Source organism: Corynebacterium sp. NML140438, assembly GCF_001875725.1.
Classification (GTDB): Bacteria; Actinomycetota; Actinomycetes; order Mycobacteriales; family Mycobacteriaceae; genus Corynebacterium.
This window is the reverse complement of record NZ_MLCQ01000030.1, coordinates 1-17,479: the sequence shown is the minus strand read 5'-3', so window position 1 is coordinate 17,479 and position 17,479 is coordinate 1. Positions and strand designations below refer to the sequence as shown.

Here is a 17,479-nt window from a genome sequence, read left to right as displayed (position 1 = left end):
GTGACAAAAGACGCAACCCTAAATCATCTAGCCATTCAAACGTGCAGGTAGAAAAAGGGCTATGTGTTAATGAGTGCGTCTTTTGTCACTCAGCCCACCCGACGAGACACCAAAGCCCCTACCCTGCCCGGGTGCACCACATTTTGGCGGGGTCGAGGTGGATGTGGACTTCGTCGCCGGGGGCGGTGTAGGCGAGTGGGGCGTCGGGGTCGCAGTGGAGGACGATTCTCCCGTAGGACGTTTCAATGCCAACTTCTTGATATTCCCCCATGTAGACGCTGCGGGTGATTTGGCCGATGTTGTCGGTGAGGTGGCGGGCTTGTTGGCCGGTGGGTGTGGCGGTTGCGCTGGTGGGGTAGCCGATGGCGACGAGGGTGTCGTTGGTGGTGAGGGTGGGTTCGGCTGGGATGGTGTGGTGTTGGCCGAGGAGGGTGACGTGTGCGGTTGCTGTGCCGTAGTGGGTGTGGGTGATGGTGCCGGTGGTGGGGATGAAGATGGTGGCGCCGAGGTGACGGGCGATTTCGACGGTGGCGGGTTGTTCGCGGAGGTCTTGGGGTGCGGCGTCTTGGGTGATGTGGCTGTTGGTGAGGTAGATGATGCGGTCGGCGATGGAGAAGGCTTCGTCGATGTCGTGGGTGACGTAGAGGGTGGTGCTGCCGAGTCGTTGGTGGGTGCGGAGGATTTGTTGTTTGAGTTGTTCGGATGAGTATGTGTCGACGTGGGCGAGGGGTTCGTCGAAGAGCATGAGGGTGGGTTGTTGGACGAGGGCGCGTGCGAGGGCGACTTTTTGTTGTTGGCCTGTGGAGAGTTGGTGGGGGTAGCGGTGTGCGAGGTCGTCGATGCCGAGGCTGAGCATGGCGACGTTGACGGCGTCGTGGTTGGCGCCGGTGAATCGGATGTTGTCGGTGATGGTGAGGTGTGGGAAGAGGGCGGGGTGGTCCATCATCATGGTGATGGGGCGTTTGTGGGGTGGGAGGTGGTGGATGGGTTGGCCGTCGATGGTGATGTGTCCGGGGGCGTTGGTGAGTCCGGCGAGGGCTTTGAGCATGGTGGTTTTGCCTGCTCCGGAGCGTCCGAGGATGACGATGAGTTCGCAGGGGTCGGCGTCGAGGTTGATGGTGTTGAGGAGGTTGCGGATGGTTATTGCTGCCATGGTTGGTGGTCCTTTCGCCAGTGCGTGTCGACGCCTCTTCGGTTCCCGACGCCACCGATGCCACCCACGCCGCCGACTCCGACTCCGACGATGGCTGCGATGCCGACGATGAAGAGGGAGACGGTGATGCTGATGGAGAGGGCTGCGGGGTAGTTTGCGGCGTCGAGAAGCATGAAGAGTCGGAGGATGAGCAGTGGTGTGTCGGGTGTGCTGACCCAGAGAAGTGGGACGGCGAGGACGGTGGTGTTGGAGAAGACGGCGAGGAATCCGAGGATGAGCAGGTGTGCGGAGCGTGGTAGGACGATGCTGGTGGTGGCGCGGATGGGGCCGACGCCTTGGAGGAGCGCGGTGAGGTATTCGCCTTGGGACATGAGGGGGCCGATGTAGACGAGGAGGAAGTAGGTGATGGCGAGGGAGCTGGGGAGGCAGGCGAGGACGACGGCGGCGAAGGATGCTGCCGGGTTGGCTGGGTTGTCCAGGGCGGGTTGGGTGGCGATGATGCGGAGTCCGCATCCGATGGTTGCTCCGGGGGCGGTGGCGATGAGGGCGAAGGTGGCGTCGATAAGTCGGCGGCCGATCCAGCCGAGGTGGGTGCCGCTGGTGGCGCGGGCGGCGAGTGCTGTGGCGCTGAGGGCGAGTGAGCAGATGAGGACGATGAAGCTGAGGCCGACGGTGTTCATGACGGCGTCGCCGATTGGGGGTTGGCCGCCTTCTGTGATGCCGCGGTGGGTGGCGAGGGTGAGGAAGGTGGCGCTGAACGCGATGCCGCAGGCGAGGATCCATTGCGGGGTGCGCGTGGTGGCGCCGACGGCGTGTTCGCGGCTTGGTGTGGTGGAGTGGGTGGTGCGGATGAGTTGGATGAGGCCGGGCATGCGCCGCAGGAGCCGCACGTAGTACGCCGCGGCGAGGCCGAATGCGGCGAGGATTGGCAGGGTGAGGAGGAGTGCGAGCCAGGCTTCTTCGCTTTGGTTGCCGTAGGAGTGTGAGCTGAACCAGATGGTGGTGGCGGCGGTGGGTGTGCGTGGGGCGATGATGTTTGGGGTGATGGGGTCGGAGAGGATGGCGCTGAAGATGAATACGCAGATGGCGGGAGTGAAGAGGGCGAGGCGCGGCAGGTAGATGAGGCGGAAGAGGCTCCAGCCGTGGGCGCCGCCGAGGCGTGCGGCATGGATTTCGCGGGCGTCGATGGGGGCGAGTGCGGTGCGTTGCGCGAAGTATGCGAGCGGCAGGAAGGAGGTGATGAAGGTGAAGGTGAGGGCGGTGACTCCGGTGAAGTCGTCGGTGAGGGGCCATGGGAGGGCGCCGGTGCGCCCGAGGATGACTTTCCACCCTGCGCCGATGACAGGGTGTGGGATGGTGAGCTGGAACAGCAGCATCATGTCGAGCGTGACGACGCCCATTCGCCCACACCGCGTGGCTGCGAGGGCACCGATGGTGCCCAGCGCCGTGGTTGCCAGGGTGGCGGTGAGCGCGATAACGCTGCCGGTCAGGAGCGGAGTGAGGGGCAGTCCGTGGAGCGCGCTGGTGTCGGCGAGCGCCGTTTGGATGAGCGCGCCGTAGGGCAGACCGAGCACGATCACGAAGATTGTGGTGATCGTCGCGGTGGCTCCGAGGACGGCCTTCATGGCTGCTCCCCTGCTGTGTCGGCGAACCAGGTCATCCACCGTTCGCGTTCTGAGTCGGCGAGGTCGGGGCGGATGGCGGTGATGCCGTCGGTGGCGGCGAGCACGTCGCTGATGTTGCCTGCGACGGCGCTGTTGGTGGGGATTTGTGGTAGGCCGACGCGCCGGGCGGAGGTCTGCCCGCTCGGTGAGAGGAGCCAGTTCATCACGATCCGCGCGGCGGCCTTGTTGCTGCCCTGGGCGACGATCCCGCCGGAGGCGATCTCGAAGGATGTCCCTTCGGCGGGGTAGGTGATGGTCAGGGGCGTGCCGGCGCGGGTAGTTTTGTTTTGGCAGTACGGCTCGTACGAGATAGCGACGGCCGCTTCGCCGTGCGCGACAACGTCACTGGGGGCGTTGCCGGACCGGGTGAAGCGGTCGATGTTGCGCATGATGTTCTGGATCTCTGCGGGTTCGAGCCCTGCGGATTGCATGCTCAGCAGTACGGCGTACCCTGTGCCGGAGGTCAGCGGCGATGGCGCGGAAACCCACCCGTTGAGATCGGGGCGGAGCAGGTCACGCCAGGTGGTGGGCATGTCGGTGCCCAGGTTTCGGAAGACGTCGGGGTCGCTGCAGAGGCTGAGGATGGAGGCGTACACCCCGAACCAGTACCCGTGGGGGTCTTGAAATTCGGCGGGGATGGTGGCGGCTGCGGGTGGGTTGGTGGCGTCGAGGAGCCCGAGGCGGGCCGCGAATCGGTAGTTTTCGCTGGGGCCCCCGACCCAGAGGTCGAATTCGCGTGACCCGGTTTGTAAACGTTTCAGCGCCTCCTGGGTGGGGAGACTGACGTAGCGGACGTCCAGGCCGAGCTCACGCCGGATGTCGAGTTTCCACTGCTCGCAGACGGTGGCGTCGTTGGAACACATGATGGTCAGGTCAGTGTTCTGCGGGATGAGGGTGCGGTACATCGTGGTGGCCGAGAGGATGGCCACCACGATGATCGCTGGCAGGCGGAGCCACTTTGCAAACACAGTGCTGTAGTCTAGGGGAGTTTAGGTGTGTTTAGGCGTTTGCCTGCATCTCCGCTTCACGCTGCTGCATGAGTTTCTTCTCTTCGCGCCAGATGACCTGGAAGATGAGCAGGATCAGGACGGTGAACACGAGGAAGACGATGAAGGTGACGTCCCAACCGGCGTACTTCACCAGGAAGCCCACACCGGTGGATGCCAGGGTCGCGCCGAGCAGGTAGCCGAACAGGCCGGTGAAGCCAGCGGCGGTGCCTGCTACGTTGCGTGGGGAAAGGTCGAGGGCCTGCAGGCCGATCAGACCGACTGGGCCGTAGATGAACCCACCGATCAGGGCGACGTACAGCACCATCAGCCAGAACGGGGTGCCTACCGGGGAGAGCCAGTACGCCGCGATGGACAGGCCTGCGCCCAGGGTGAACAGGGAGATGGATGCGGAGCGGTTGCCGTGGAAGACTTTGTCCGAAAGCCAGCCGCACAGGATGGTGCCGATGAACCCGGCCAGCTCGAAGGCGGCGAAGCCGACCAGGCCGCTGCCGATGCTCATGTGGTGCTGCTCAGAAAGGTAGGTGGTGATCCAGTGAAGCACGCCGTAGCGCAGCGCGTAGACAAACACGTTCGCGAATGCGAGCAGCATGATGATGCGGCTGTGCAGGATGTGCTTGAACACCAGGTCTTTCGTGGAGAGTTTCTCGCCGGTGTCCTCGGCGACCTTCGCTGGGTCGTCGCGGTATTCGTCGATTGGTGGGAGGCCGACTGATGGCGGGTTGTCGCGGATCAGCAGGAACGCGATGAGCGCCACCACAAGCGCGACGAGTGCCGGCAGCCAGTAGGCTGCGCGCCAGTTCTGACCCGTGATGCTCAGGCCGATACCAACCAGCACCGGCAGTCCGAACGCACCCAGGTTGTGGGAGGTGTTCCACAGTGAGCCTTTCCAGCCGCGCTCGCTCGTCGAGAACCACTGCACGACGATACGGCCACACGGCGGGTAGCCCATGCCCTGGAACCAGCCGTTCAGGAACATGACGGTGGCGAACACGCCGACGCTCGCGGACACCCACGGCACGAACGCGACCACCAGGTTCATCAGGGCGGACAGCGCCAAGCCAAGTGGCAGGAAGTAGCGCGCGTTGGACTTGTCCGAAATCATGGCGCTGAAGAACTTCGACAACCCGTAGCTGACTAGCACCGCGTTGCCGATAATGCCGATCGCCGGCTTATCAATCGCGCCGCTTTCGTCAATCAGCAAGGGGGCGATCGCCGAAATATTGTTTCGGATCAGGTAAAAACCTGCGTAGCCAAGGAAAATACCCATGAATACTTGCAGACGCATCCGCGGGTACAACTTGTCCACTTCATGCTCCGGCAGCCGCTTGGCAGGCCCCGGTGCTCGTAACCATTCGAACATGGCAGGCACTCCTTTTGTGCACTCTCAGTATTTCCACTACTGATTGTGTGTCCTGCCTGGTAACAGCGCTTTTGCTGCCGGTAACAGTTGGTAACAGTCCTGTTACCGTGGGGGCTCTGCCGTCGCCCAGACGTAGCCTTTGCCCCGAATAGATGCGATGGCGTCCGGGGACATGCCGGCGTCCTCAAGCTTCTTCCGAAGCCGATACATGGTGGACTTCACCATGTTCCTGCCGCCCTGCGTCGCGCTGGTTTCCCACACCTCGTTGAGCAGCTGGCGAACCCCTACCACTTCCCCGGGCCGCGCAAGCAGCGCCTGCAGGAGTTTGCTCTCCGTCTCCGTCGTATCGACGGCCCGCCCGCGCACCTCCATCGCATGACTCAGCGGGTGCACCGACACCTCACCTACCACAATCGGTTTGGCAGTGGTCTCTTGTGACGCGCCGCTGCGCCGCAGCAACGCCCGGGCGCGCAGCACCAACTCGCGTGGGGAAAACGGTTTGGCCAGGTAGTCGTCCGCCCCCGCCTCCAGCCCGGCGACGCGCTTCTCGGTTTCGCCGAGCGCGGTCAGCATGATCACGGGCGTGTTGGCGAACTCGCCCGCAGCCCGGATGCGTTGGCACAGGGCGGTGCCGGACATGTCCGGCAACATCACGTCGAGAATCACCAGGTCACAGTGCTGCTCGTTGAGAATCTGCCACCCCTCCCGAGCCGTCGCAGCACTCGACGTCCGCCACCCCTCCATCTCCATCGCGTAGCCGACGATCTGCACCATCTGTGGCTCATCGTCGACGATCAGCACGTGCCTACTTGTCATCCTCGCCCCCTGCCATCGTGCCCTTCGGCAGCGTCATGAGCACCGACGTCCCGTGGTCCGCACTCGAATCCACCAACACTTCCCCACCATGCCGCCCCACAATATCGGCCATGATCACCATTCCGAGCCCGGCGCCCGTCGGCACCCGCTGATTGTCACCGCGCGTATTGAACTGAGAAAACGGCACGAACAGCTGCTTACGCTGCTTCGTCGACATGCCTGGCCCGAAGTCCGCCACAGTAATAATGGCCTTGGTCGCGCTGGCCTCCGACTGCACCACAATGTCATGGTCGCCGCCCGCGTAGCGCGCGGCGTTGTTCAGCACGTTCCACAGCGCATGCCGAAGCAGCTGTGGGTCCGCCTCAACGGTCAAGGGGTCGCCCGGGTCATCCACGACGATCGGCACTTGGCTAATCGCCCGCATCTCCTGCGCCGTCTCCCGCAGCAACGCCCGCACATCAACTGCCTGTTTCTGCAGGTTATAGGTCCCGTTATGGAGTTTCGCCTGCAGCAGCAGCGACTCCGCAATCTGAATCGCCCTCGCCGAGTTCGTTTGAATCGTCCCCACCAATCGACGCCTCTTCCCCTCATCCTCCTCGTCCGCCAACAGCTCAGCCGCCCCCTGAATCAGCGACAGCGGCGTGCGAATCTCATGCGCCAACACCTGCTCGTCAGTGATGTCCTGGCGCCTCCCCCCTTTTCGACGCCCCACCACCGCCCCAATCGCTCTTCCAATCATTGGCTTCATCTTTGACATCTTAGCGCCACCCCAGTGACAAAGGACGCACGCCCCTTTTCGCGACCTGGGCTTTTACCCCCTCGCCCAGCAAGAATTGCGTCCTTTGTCACTGGAGTCCTCAGCAACTATTCGTCCGGGTTCCGGATCTCCACGTAGTCGGGGTCGTGCCAGTCGACGTTGACGTTGTCCTTGGTGTCCAACCCCTGGTCAGCGAGTTCGGGCACTTTGGCGAAGATGTTGCGGCGGGCGCGGCCGGCGCGCAGTTGGCGTTCGACGCGTTGGGCGAGGACGGTGAGTCCCCAGTTGATGAGGATCATGATGATGGCCACGACGGCCAGCGAGGCGAGGAAGTTCTGGTTGGCGGATGCGCTTTGGATGCCGGAGCGGACCACTTCGACGTAGCCGATTTGGTAGCCGAGGGCGGAGTCCTTGAGCGCGATGATCATTTGGGCGATCAGGGCTGGCAGCATGGCGGCGATGGCTTGGGGTAGCAGGATGGTCCGCATGGTTTGTCCGTAGGTGAGGCCGAGTGCTTCGGCGGCTTCGGTTTGGCCTTTGGGGAGGCTCTTGATGCCGGAGCGGAGGATTTCGGCGATGACGGATCCGTTGTACATGGTGAGTCCGAAGACGACGGCGGCGAACGCCAGGTGCTTTGGTGGGGCGAGGTGGTAGATGGCGAAGAGTTGGTAGGCGAAGATCATGAGGAGGAGCACTGGGATGGCTCGGAAGATCTCGACGATGACGCCGCACACCCAGCGCAACGCCTTATTGCGAGACAGCCTGCCGAGGCCGAGGAGGATGCCGACGGCCAGGGCGAGCAGGATGGATGCCACTGCGGCTTTGAGGGTGCCGATGAGGCCGGGGAGGATGTAGGTGGTCCAGGTTTGGGTGTTGAGGAACGGGGTCCATTTCGCGGCGGCGAGTTGCCCGTTGGCCTGCAGTTTCCAGAAGACCCATGCGGCTATCGCGAGGCAGATGGCCAGGCTGATGCCGGTGAGGATGCGGTTGGTGCGGCGGCCGTTGGGGCCGGGGACGTCGTAAAGTACTGTTGCGCGGACGCTCATTATTTTTTCACCGCCATGCGTTCGGAGAGGGCGCCAAGGGCGAGGCCGGTTGGCAGGGTGAGGATGATGAAGCCGAGTGCGAAGATCCCGAAGATGGGGAAGAGCATGTTGGCGTGGTTTTCGATGGTGGATTTCATCAGGAGGGATGCTTCGGCGACACCGATTGCGGATGCGATGGTGGTGTTTTTCGTCAGCGCGATGAGTGTGTTGCCGAGTGGCACGATGGCTGCGCGGACTGCTTGGGGGAAGATGATGTTGCTGAATGTTTGGCCGAAGCTGAGGCCGAGGGATCGGGCTGCTTCGGCTTGTCCGAAGTGGACGGTGTTGATGCCGGAGCGCAGGGATTCCGCGACGAATGCCGAGGTGTAGATGATGAATCCGAGCACGGCGAGGCGGAAGTTGTTGTCTACCAGGAACGTCGGGGACTCTCTATCGGCAAGCGTGATGCCGAGGTTTTGGTAGAGCCCGAAGGAGCAGAAGATGATGATGAGGGTGAGGGGTGTGTTGCGCACGACGTTGATGTAGAACGTCGACATCGCGCGCAGCACGGGGATGGGTGCGACTCGCATCGCGGTGAGGATCGTGCCCACAATCATGGAGCCGATTGCTGAGTAGATGGTGAGCTTGATGGTCAGCCAGAAGGCTGCCCAGAGCTGCGGGCCCAGGTCGGACCAGAGTGTGGACATGATGTTCCTGCCTTAGGGGGTCTTACTGTTCGATGAAGGAGAGGTCGCCGGGGGTGCCGGCGGAGACTGCGTCGTCGCCGCCAAGATTCTTATTGACGAGGGCGTCGAACTCTCCGGACGTTTGCAGTTCTTTGAGCGCGTTGTTGATGGCGTCGGTGCCTGCGGTGTCGCCCTTTGCCAGGCCGATGCCGTAGTACTCGTCGGTGAATGGCTTGCCGTCCTTGGTCATTTCGACGACCTTGAAGTCGCCTGGGGTTTGGGCGGAGTAGCCGAGCAGGATGGTGGCGTCGGTGGTCATGGCGTCGATGTTGCCTTGGCGGAGTGCTTCAACGCAGGAGGAGTAGGTGTCGTACTCCTGGAGTTGCACGCCTGGCAGGGCGTCCTTGACTTTTTGGGCTGGGGTGGAGCCGGTGACGGAGCAGAGGATCTTGCCGTCGAGGTCTTCGAGGCCCTTGATGTCCGTGTTGTCGTTGCTGACGAGGAGCGCCTGGTGGGTGACCAGGTATGGTCCGCCGAAGTTGACGGATTCGGAGCGGCCCTTGTTGATGGAGTAGGTCGCCGCGATGGCGCCGACCTCGCCGTTCTGGATGAGGGTTTCGCGCTGCGCGGATGGGCTTTCGCGCCAGGTGATGGTCGGTTCTACCCAGCCGTTCGCCTTCGCGATGTGGTTGACCACGTAGGTTGCCACGTCGACGTCGAGGCCGGACATGGTGCCGTCCGGGTTACGCAGGCCGAGGCCCGGCTGGTCGTACTTGGTGCCCAGGGTGACCTGGCCGGATTCGATCTGGCTGAGGAGGTCGGTGCCTTCGCCGGCACCGCCGCCACAGGCGACGAGGGTTGCGGCAGCAACGGAGAGTGCGGCGGTGATTGCGGCGTGACGGATGTTCATGGTGTTGTCCTTTCGGTTAGTGGGCCAGGATTTTGGCCAGGAAGTCTTTCGCCCTGTCGGTTTTCGGGTTGGTGAAGAACTCTTCGGGTGTGGCGTCTTCGATGATCGAGCCGTCTGCCATGAAGATGATGCGGTCGGCGACGCGCCGGGCGAAGCCCATTTCGTGTGTGACCACGAGCATCGTCATCCCCTCGTTGGCGAGGTTGGCCATGACATCAAGCACTTCATTGACCATTTCGGGGTCGAGGGCGGAGGTGGGCTCGTCGAAAAGCATGACTTTGGGTGACATGGCGAGTGCCCGAGCAATCGCGACGCGCTGCTGCTGCCCACCCGACAGTTGCGCCGGGTACTTGTCCGCCTGATTCGCGATGCCCACGCGGTCCAGCAGCTCAATCGCCCGCTTGTCGACGTCCCCCTTCCCCTGCTTCCGCACCTTCAACGGACCAAGCGTCACGTTGTCCTTGATGGTCAGGTGCGGGAACAAGTTGAAGGACTGGAACACCATCCCGACGTCCGCCCGCAACTTCGCGAGGGCCTTGCCCTCTTCCGGCAGCGGAACCCCGTCGATGGTGATGGTGCCTTCGTCAATCGTCTCGAGCCTGTTGATCGTGCGGCACAGCGTCGACTTCCCCGACCCCGACGGCCCGAGCACCACCACAACCTGGCCTTTCGGCACAGTAAGGTTGATGTCTCGGAGCGCGTGGTAGTCGCCGAAGTGCTTCTGTACACCCGCAAGGTCAATCATGGCTTCACTGGAGCTATTGCCCGACCCACTCTGGGCAGTGAATGTGCGTTGTATCATATCGGGCACGTTAGTGGTCTGGCACACACTTTGTATAGTGTTTGCGCGCTTTTCGCCCGAAAGTTCACCCCCATTGTTCGGACCGCGCGCCTGGTTCCCTCCCCCAATGCCCCAGTGACAAAGGACGCACCCCCCTTTTCGCGACCTGGGCTTTTACCCCCTCGCCCGACAAGAATTGCGTCCTTTGTCACTCCCCCCACCCAAGCGCATAAAAAATGGACGACCCACATGGGTCGCCCACTCGTTATGCCCGATGCTTCTTAGAAAGGAAGCGCGTCGCGCACTGCTGGTGGCAGCATCGGTGCAATCTGTGGCAGGGCCACAGCGATCAGGGCGATCAGCGCGAGAACGGAGCCACCAGCTACAGCGCCGATGCCGTAGTTGTTCAGCTTGCCGTCAATGGAGCTGAGGGTGGACTCGATCTTGGAGCTGGTTGGGGAGAGGTCCTTGCCAGCTGCGCAAGCGCGAAGTGCCGGGGCGGTGGCGTTCAGGGCGGCGAGCTTTGCGTCGATCTCCTGGAACTTCTTATCGGCGTCTTCCTGCTTGATCTTCTTGTCCTTGAGCTGTGCCTCGACCTCAGCGCGCTCCTTGACCAGCTTGGCCGAAGCCTCGATGTCCTTCTTCAGCTGCGCATCAGCTTCAGCCTTGGTGAATTCCTTCGTTTCAGCCTTGTCGCCTTCCTTGGCAGCCGGGTAGGTGACCTTGCACTTGGTCTCCTGCGGCTGCTTGTCGACTGCCTGTGCCGGCGCTGCCAGGCCACCAGCGATGACTGCCGAAGCAACTGCTGCGGTGATGATCTTCTTCATGCTGAACCTCTTTTCAGGGGTAAGAATTGGGGGTTGTAGGCGAAGTACCTGGCTAAAAAGTATATTGAACCCCCGCCATTCAGGAAATAGTTTTCGATAAATGTTTGGAGTTTACCCCCCGAAATAGGTGCACCTAGAACGGCAGCTTCGGCGCCAATGTTGGGAATACCACTGTCACGAGCGCGGCCGCGCCGAGCGCAAGCGCGAGGAAGATCCCGGCGAGTGGGCCGGCGATACTGAGCCATTCGCGTATTTCTGCTGGGCTCATTTGTTTTACGCTGCTTTCGTTGCTGTCGCCGATTGAGCTAGTCTGCTTCGGTCCAGTCTGCTGTGGGCGTGGGCTTGGTTTTGAGACCACCTTTCCCTTGTAGCTCTCGCGCTGCGAACAGGCCTTCAGGGCAGGCTCGAATGCGCGAAGGAACTTGAGCTGGGAGTTGAGCTGTTTAAGTTGCTGTTCGTCGGCTGTGCCGTTGGTGGTGGCGTCGAGAAGTTCTGAGCGCTGCTTGGTGAGTGCGGTGACTTCCTGATCGAGGAGTGCCAGCTTGTCCGATGCTTCTTGCGGCGTTACCAGCGCGAATGCCTCGCGCAACCCGGCCTCCGAAAGTGCTTTCTTGGGTGCGATGGTGCTTGCTTTGAGGCTTGGAAGCTCGTCATCGAACAGGGTGAACGCGCAGGTGCCGTTCCGGTACTCAACGTTGGCGGCGTGTGCCGGTGCTGCGGTCGTAGCCAGCATGGCTACTGCGGTTGCGGAAGCAACGATTCGCTTCATGTGGTGTCGGTGTCCTTTGCTGTCGGGGAACCTGGCGGTTCACATGGTTAAGCTCAACATAGAGTGAGCTGTGAATAAAGTAGGTAAAGTATAGCCTAAATTAAGCAAGCTTTATGCTTTATGAAGCACGGAACTGCGTCCGCCAGGCTCCCGCGCTACCGACAAGGAAGGCTTCGCCTCCAATGATGCAGCCGACCTTTGGTGCTGGCGTCGTCTCGGCGGGCATGGCGAGGGTGATGGGGAAACCGCAGTTGATGCGGGTGAGGTAGAACTGTGTTCCGGTGAGCTGGTTCGTTACGAGCTCGACGGCTTCGCATATCCCGTTCAGCATCGCGATGGGGTTGGCGTCGTTGGGTGTGGCGCTGCCGTCTGCAAGTGCGAATAGCCATGGGCTCGCGATGAATCCGGGCCCAAGGTACACGGGTTGCCCACCGGGCCCTTCCATTGGGGTTTGCTCGGCTTCCCACTCACTTTTCGACGCCCACGTCTCCACCGATTCCGCAATCGCCCCGATGCCGTATTCCTTGATCAGCATGACCCCGCCGTCTTGGTTTCCCTCAGCGGGTGGGTAAGACATTGGGTCGTCCACGCTGACCAGCACCCGAGTGACGGGCTCCCCTTCCCCGTCGACTATTTCTACCTCTGCCAGCGCATCCGTGATGCGCGTGACGACGGCCGGTGCGGTGTAGTTGTGGCCGATGCGCACGGAGTAGATTTCGTGTCCCGCGTCGTCGGGGGTCACGAAGTAACCCCAGGTAGCGCCGCTTGGGTCGGCGTAGACTGCCCAGCGGACGACGCCGTTGAAGGGTTCATCAGGTTGATCGAACCCGATCACGTCGACGGTGTTCAGTAGCTCGAAGTTGGCGTCCGTGTCTTCGGAAATGCCGATGGAGTGCAGGAAGTGCGAAGTCATGCCGCTCATTGCGGCACATGCTTACGGTATCAGGTTCGCATTGAAATGGGCTAACTGTTTCTCGAAAACTAGATGTAGTGTACATAAAGGTGTCCATGAAAAATCCTGCCCTCGCTAACGCATACAAAAACCTGAATGAGGGGCACTATGTTCTCTATGTTGATGAGACATTCAACAGGCCAGAAGAGCAGCTCGATTGTTCATTCTATATGGTCTGCGGAGTCCTAATTAGTGCTGCACACCTAGAGGTGACTCGAGAAGAGATTCATGAAATCGTAGAAGGAGACTATTGGCACACTACGGAAGCCCTACAAACTGGCGAAGGCCAGGAGAAAACCGAGGAGCTGCTCAAATATTGTAAGCAGGTGAGAGACCAGCATATTTTTGCATATAAAAGGGATATAGCTTCGCAAAATGAGGACGTGAAGGCGGCGTTTAATGAAGCGCGAAAAGACTGCCTGCAGGCTCTACTGGCTGCCGTACACAAACACCATCCCGACACACGGCTTGTCATTATTGAAAAACGACAAACGAACGCAGAAAACGATGCCGATCGGAGGCTTGTAAAAACGCTGCGCTCAGAAAAAGTTATCTCCCGTCATACCCAACTTATCCACGCGTCGCCTAACGACGAACATCTATTGTGGCTGCCTGATCTTTCCGCAATGGCCTATAGGCGCTCAAAAACACATCGAGATGAAACGAGCCATTACTTCGAACGATTTTTGCAAGATATCGCGCGAGTCATAGATCTAAATAAATGACCCCGTCGGCCAGCAGCTCAACGAGGTCCAGGCGTATCGCTGTCCCCGGAACTGAAGTAGTCCGGCGAGGGCGTCGCCTCTGCCACAAAGGATAGTGCAGATCGCCACCACCGTCCAGTCCAACAAGGCCCCTCAGCATTTTGGCTTTTTAACCCGCCTTAAAAACAAGGAATTCGCGCGGAAAACTATCCTGAGTATCGCGGCGAAGGATCGGCTAAAGCAGCTTCACGACGCCCACTTCGCCACCCGCAGGCGCCGAAGGCGAAAGAATGATTCCCGCTTCACGACGGACCGATCCCGCTGGGTGGCGGCACTCACCGATGTGAGCTTTTTGGAAGGGCGCGACTCCTTCGAGCGCTTGCGCGCCGATATCCTCAAGGCGCTATCAGGCTTCTAGTTGCACCCCAGTGACAAAGGACGCACCCAGAAATTGGCTAGCCGTTCAAACGTGCAGGTAAGTAAAGGGCTAGTTGTTAAAGGTTGCGTCCTTTGTCACTCACTCCCCCAAAAACTAGATCTCGAACCCCTGCCGCCTCGCCACATCCAAGGACTGGTCCTGCGGCATGGCGTGCGTGGGTAGCCCTGCGCGGACTTGGCGGAAGAAGTTGTCTGACCTGCGGTTTTTGTCTCGGAGGTCGTAGTAGGTGGTCATCTCTTGGTCGTACTCCGCCAGCGCGGAGGACCAGCTCGCGGGTGCCTGGTAGGTGTTCTCCATGACGCGCAGCCGCGCCGGGATGCGTGGCTTGAGCTGTGGGTCTTGGGCGGGCCACCCCAGGGTCAGCCCGACGACTGGGAAGGTGTACCGGGGCAGTTCGAGCAGGTCAACGACGGCCTGGAGGTCGTTGTGGATGTTGCCGAGGTAGTTGGCTCCCATCCCGAGCGACTCCGCCGCGTTGACGACGTTTTGGGCCATGAGGCAGGCGTCGGTAAATCCTTCGACGAATGGGCGGGTGTGACCGGCGGCTGAGGGGTCCTCGAGCAGCGCGGCGTTGCGTGCGGTGTCCACGATGAACAGCAGGTAGACGGGCGCGCGCCCGACGTATTCCTGCTGCCCGATCTCGGCTAACTTCCGCTGGAGATCGCGGTCAGTGACGTGGATGATGCTGGCTTGCTGCAGGCCGCGCGAGCTCGCTGTGCGCATCGCGACCTCGAACAGCTGGTCCAGCACCTCCTTATCGACGCCCCTCCGCTCAAACTCGCGGATCGTCCTGTGTTGTAGCTGGTGTCCGATGGTGTGGTTCATGCCCACACGCTACTTGAGAACCTTACTTCGCCGGCAGGTTCACTTCTGCCAGGTCAGTGCCGTCCGGGTTGTCGATGCTGACTTCCCACTGCAGTACGCCGTTGTCCTCGTCGAGCTCCGCGGAATCCAGGATGCCGTCGTGCTGGCTCAGGGCGTCCTTGATGGCGTCCTCGATCGCCACGGTTGCCTGGCCCGCCTTCGCGACGTCCTCGGCGTCCTGCTCGGATTCCTGTTCCATGACGTGGTTGCCGTCGACAAGCAGTTCAACGATCTTGTCCTCTGCCGCGACCTTGACCTCGAAGGCGTTGCTGTTGTTTTCGCGGTCGATGGAGATGACGGTGCCGAATGGGCGCGCTGCCTCAATCGCGTCGTACGCGGCGTCGTTGGTGGCCTCACCCGTGCTTTCCGACGCCGCCTCCGTTGTCGCCTCCGTTGTCGCCACCGTGGTCTCCGGGGCCTCCGTCACGGTCTTTGTCGCTGGCGCCTCAGTGCCGCCGTTCGAGCAGCCAGCGAGCAGTGCCGCCGCGGCCAGGACTGTGAGTGTGCGCTTCATGATTGCTCCTTTGTTCGAGTTCAGAAAGCCCCCACACTACACGTTTTGGAGGTAGAGTGTCGCACAACAAAGGTTCACAAACGCGGAGGAAATTCACCATGACCGATGTAGAAAAGATTGAGCGCGACACGCTCCTACCTGCATATTTCGGGGAGTTCGGCGGACAGTATGTGCCCGAGCCGCTCTACCCGGTGCTCGATCAACTGGAGCGCGCCTTCGTCGAGGCCCGCGAGGACAAAGAGTTTCTCGACGAGCTCTCGCGCCTCCAAGCGAAGTTCCTCGGCCGACCGACTCCGGTCTACGAATGTGCCAACCTGCCGAGGGTGGGGGCGTCGAAAATTTTCTTGAAGCGTGAGGATCTCGCGCACGGCGGCGCCCACAAGGGCAATCAGGTGTTGGCGCAGGCGCTGCTCGCGAAGCGGTTGGGCAAGCACCGCCTCATCGCCGAAACTGGCGCTGGCCAGCACGGCACCGCCACCGCCATGGTTGCCGCCCTGATGGGCATGGAGTGCACGATCTACATGGGTGCGCAGGACGTTGCCCGCCAGCAGCCGAACGTGCGCCGCATGCGTCTGATGGGCGCCACAGTCGTCCCCGTAACGAACGACGCCGGCGGCTCCATGTCCAACGCCATCGACATCGCGCTTAAGGACTGGGTCGAAAACATTGACTCCACCCACTACGTCCTCGGCTCCGCGTGCGGCCCCCACCCCTTCCCCACCCTGGTCAAGGAGTTCCAGGCCGTCATTTCGCGCGAGTCCCGCCAGCAGATGCTGGAGGACACCGGCCGACTTCCCGACGCCGTCATCGCCGCCGTCGGCGGCGGCTCCAACGCCATCGGCGCCTTCGCCGAATACCTGAAGGACGAGCCCGGCAACGCCGACGTCAAACTCATCGGCGTCGAACCCGCCGGCGAGGGCCTGGACACCGACCGCCACGGCGCACCGCTCAACCACGGCAAGTTGGGCATCCTGCACGGCTCCCGCTCCTACATCGTCACTGGTCAGGACGGCGAAGTCCTCCCAGAGTCCTTCTCCGTCTCCGCTGGCCTGGACTACCCAGGCGTCGGCCCCGAGCACGCCTACCTCCGCGAGATCGGCCGCGCCCAGTACGTTGCCGTCACCGACGAAGACGCCCTCCAAGCTTTCCGACTCCTCTCCCGCTACGAAGGCATCATCCCCGCCCTCGAGTCCTCCCACGCCCTGGCGTACGCCCTGAAGCTCGCCGAAGTCGCTGACGCCGACGGCCACGAGCTCAACCTGCTGGTCAACCTGTCCGGCCGCGGCGACAAGGACCTCGACTACGTCTACAACATCCTCGGCGACCAACTCTTCGAGGACCCCGAGCAAGCCCCCATCGGCGACCTCCACATCAGCGAGGTCCTCGCCTCCATGACGAGCTCCTCCAACGAGCGCGAGGCTGGCCACACCGTCGCCCACTAGTTTTGGATGCAGCGGCCGCAGTGACAAAGGACGCAGCTAGGGAAAACTAGCCCATTTCTGACCATCGTGTATGAATGGCTAGCCCAAAGAAGGGTGCGTCTTTTGTCACTCACTCGGTTGTGGGCTAGGGAAAGGACACCAAATTCCCTCCCGCCAGCCACGCGACCTGGGCAAACGCTCAGGCGCCCGCCCGAAAACAAGGAATCTGGTGCGCGCAAGCCCCTCACCAACACAAAAGCCCGCACCCCCAGCCGTGGAAGCTAGGGGTGCGGGCCAAAACCCAATTGAAGTTACGCCCGTGGAAGGACTGCGAGCGGTAGCACGTCGATGCCGGTGGCAACGCCGTTGTTCTCGTCGCGGAACCACGTGCGGATTTGGTTGATCAACTGCATCATGTGGGTCCCTCCTTTCAAGGTGTGAAGGTTGTTAACCTTCTGTTCACGTTGAGGTAACTCTAGGGTCACATAAGTAGTTTGTCAACACCCACTATTGGCGTGTCGCAGGTATTTCTGGGTTTGATCTTGATGCCGCCCAGTCGCCCAGCCACCCCGGCCCACCAACCAAAAAAGTTCCCGAGCTCGGGAACAATTTTGCGCCGTACAGCGATTCCCGTCGACCAGCAGCGTTGTTTCCCCAGTTCGCGACGCCTGTCTACAAAGAAAGTTCCAGTGACAACAGATGAACTGCTCCCCAGAAGTTGGACTGTGAAAACCAGTACCACCCTCACACAAGGAGCAGTGCGCATGAGACCAGGAAGCAAGCTGACCGAAGAGCAGCGTGAACAGGCAGTGCAATTATTTGAACAA

18 protein-coding genes are annotated in these 17,479 nt (G+C 61.4%); 3 read left to right on the top strand and 15 right to left on the bottom strand.

All coding sequences use genetic code 11. The annotated features are described in order from the left end of the window. Nucleotides 1-118: 118 nt before the first annotated feature. The 13 genes from BJP08_RS11070 to BJP08_RS11010 form a co-directional block, all read right to left on the bottom strand. The gene (locus tag BJP08_RS11070; protein ID WP_071569633.1) at nt 119-1,153 is read right to left on the bottom strand and encodes an ABC transporter ATP-binding protein; all 1,035 of its coding nucleotides are present in this window, start codon (nt 1,151-1,153) and stop codon (nt 119-121) included. Then, entirely contained in the window at nt 1,141-2,778 is a 1,638-nt protein-coding gene (locus tag BJP08_RS11065; protein WP_071569632.1) for a transporter, read from the bottom strand. The genes BJP08_RS11070 and BJP08_RS11065 overlap by 13 nt, the downstream gene beginning before the upstream one ends. After that, nucleotides 2,775-3,785, bottom strand: a complete 1,011-nt coding sequence (locus tag BJP08_RS11060; RefSeq protein WP_071569631.1) for an extracellular solute-binding protein — start codon at nt 3,783-3,785, stop codon at nt 2,775-2,777. The genes BJP08_RS11065 and BJP08_RS11060 overlap by 4 nt, the downstream gene beginning before the upstream one ends. A 31-nt stretch (nt 3,786-3,816) precedes the next feature. Next, nucleotides 3,817-5,187 carry an MFS transporter gene (locus BJP08_RS11055; RefSeq protein WP_071569630.1) on the bottom strand — a complete coding sequence of 457 codons (1,371 nt, stop codon included), beginning with the start codon at nt 5,185-5,187 and terminating at the stop codon, nt 3,817-3,819. Nucleotides 5,188-5,289: 102 nt separating this feature from the next. Further along, the gene (locus BJP08_RS11050; protein WP_071569629.1) at nt 5,290-6,003 is read right to left on the bottom strand and encodes a response regulator transcription factor; all 714 of its coding nucleotides are present in this window, start codon (nt 6,001-6,003) and stop codon (nt 5,290-5,292) included. After that, a complete protein-coding gene (locus BJP08_RS11045) occupies nt 5,993-6,751 on the bottom strand; it encodes a sensor histidine kinase (protein ID WP_369816437.1) in 759 nt (252 codons plus the stop codon). The genes BJP08_RS11050 and BJP08_RS11045 overlap by 11 nt, the downstream gene beginning before the upstream one ends. Nucleotides 6,752-6,867: 116 nt before the next feature. Next, entirely contained in the window at nt 6,868-7,806 is a 939-nt protein-coding gene (locus tag BJP08_RS11040) for an amino acid ABC transporter permease (protein WP_071569627.1), read from the bottom strand. After that, nucleotides 7,806-8,492 (bottom strand): glutamate ABC transporter permease GluC, encoded by a 687-nt coding sequence (gene gluC, locus BJP08_RS11035; protein WP_071569626.1) that lies wholly within the window; start codon nt 8,490-8,492, stop codon nt 7,806-7,808. The genes BJP08_RS11040 and gluC overlap by 1 nt, the downstream gene beginning before the upstream one ends. Nucleotides 8,493-8,514: 22 nt before the next feature. Next, nucleotides 8,515-9,381 carry a glutamate ABC transporter substrate-binding protein gene (locus BJP08_RS11030; protein WP_071569625.1) on the bottom strand — a complete coding sequence of 289 codons (867 nt, stop codon included), beginning with the start codon at nt 9,379-9,381 and terminating at the stop codon, nt 8,515-8,517. A 16-nt stretch (nt 9,382-9,397) separates the two neighbouring features. Continuing rightward, complete coding sequence (gene gluA, locus BJP08_RS11025; protein ID WP_071569624.1) at nt 9,398-10,126, bottom strand: glutamate ABC transporter ATP-binding protein GluA; 729 nt, start codon at nt 10,124-10,126, stop codon at nt 9,398-9,400. Between the two features lie 317 nt (nt 10,127-10,443). After that, the gene (locus BJP08_RS11020) at nt 10,444-10,989 is read right to left on the bottom strand and encodes a hypothetical protein (RefSeq protein WP_071569623.1); all 546 of its coding nucleotides are present in this window, start codon (nt 10,987-10,989) and stop codon (nt 10,444-10,446) included. 133 nt (nt 10,990-11,122) lie between these two features. Continuing rightward, nucleotides 11,123-11,758 carry a hypothetical protein gene (locus tag BJP08_RS11015; RefSeq protein ID WP_071569622.1) on the bottom strand — a complete coding sequence of 212 codons (636 nt, stop codon included), beginning with the start codon at nt 11,756-11,758 and terminating at the stop codon, nt 11,123-11,125. A 118-nt stretch (nt 11,759-11,876) separates the two neighbouring features. Beyond that, entirely contained in the window at nt 11,877-12,671 is a 795-nt protein-coding gene (locus BJP08_RS11010) for a hypothetical protein (RefSeq protein ID WP_071569621.1), read from the bottom strand. A gap of 95 nt (nt 12,672-12,766) precedes the next feature. Between BJP08_RS11010 and BJP08_RS11005 the strand changes: the two genes are divergently transcribed. Then, complete coding sequence (locus BJP08_RS11005; RefSeq protein ID WP_071569620.1) at nt 12,767-13,435, top strand: hypothetical protein; 669 nt, start codon at nt 12,767-12,769, stop codon at nt 13,433-13,435. 94 nt (nt 13,436-13,529) lie between these two features. Continuing rightward, nucleotides 13,530-13,832, top strand: a complete 303-nt coding sequence (locus BJP08_RS11000) for a hypothetical protein (protein ID WP_071569619.1) — start codon at nt 13,530-13,532, stop codon at nt 13,830-13,832. Between the two features lie 114 nt (nt 13,833-13,946). On the opposite strand, the gene BJP08_RS10995 is transcribed toward BJP08_RS11000, so the two are convergent. Together BJP08_RS10995 and BJP08_RS10990 are read right to left on the bottom strand one after the other, a co-directional pair. Beyond that, a complete protein-coding gene (locus BJP08_RS10995; protein WP_071569644.1) occupies nt 13,947-14,678 on the bottom strand; it encodes a nitroreductase family protein in 732 nt (243 codons plus the stop codon). A 22-nt stretch (nt 14,679-14,700) separates the two neighbouring features. Further along, the gene (locus tag BJP08_RS10990; protein ID WP_083428544.1) at nt 14,701-15,231 is read right to left on the bottom strand and encodes a PepSY domain-containing protein; all 531 of its coding nucleotides are present in this window, start codon (nt 15,229-15,231) and stop codon (nt 14,701-14,703) included. Between the two features lie 98 nt (nt 15,232-15,329). Here BJP08_RS10990 and trpB point away from each other — a divergent pair, with 98 nt between their 5' ends. Next, nucleotides 15,330-16,673, top strand: coding sequence for a tryptophan synthase subunit beta (gene trpB / locus BJP08_RS10985; protein ID WP_071569617.1), 1,344 nt, complete (start codon nt 15,330-15,332; stop codon nt 16,671-16,673). Nucleotides 16,674-17,479 lie beyond the last annotated feature (806 nt).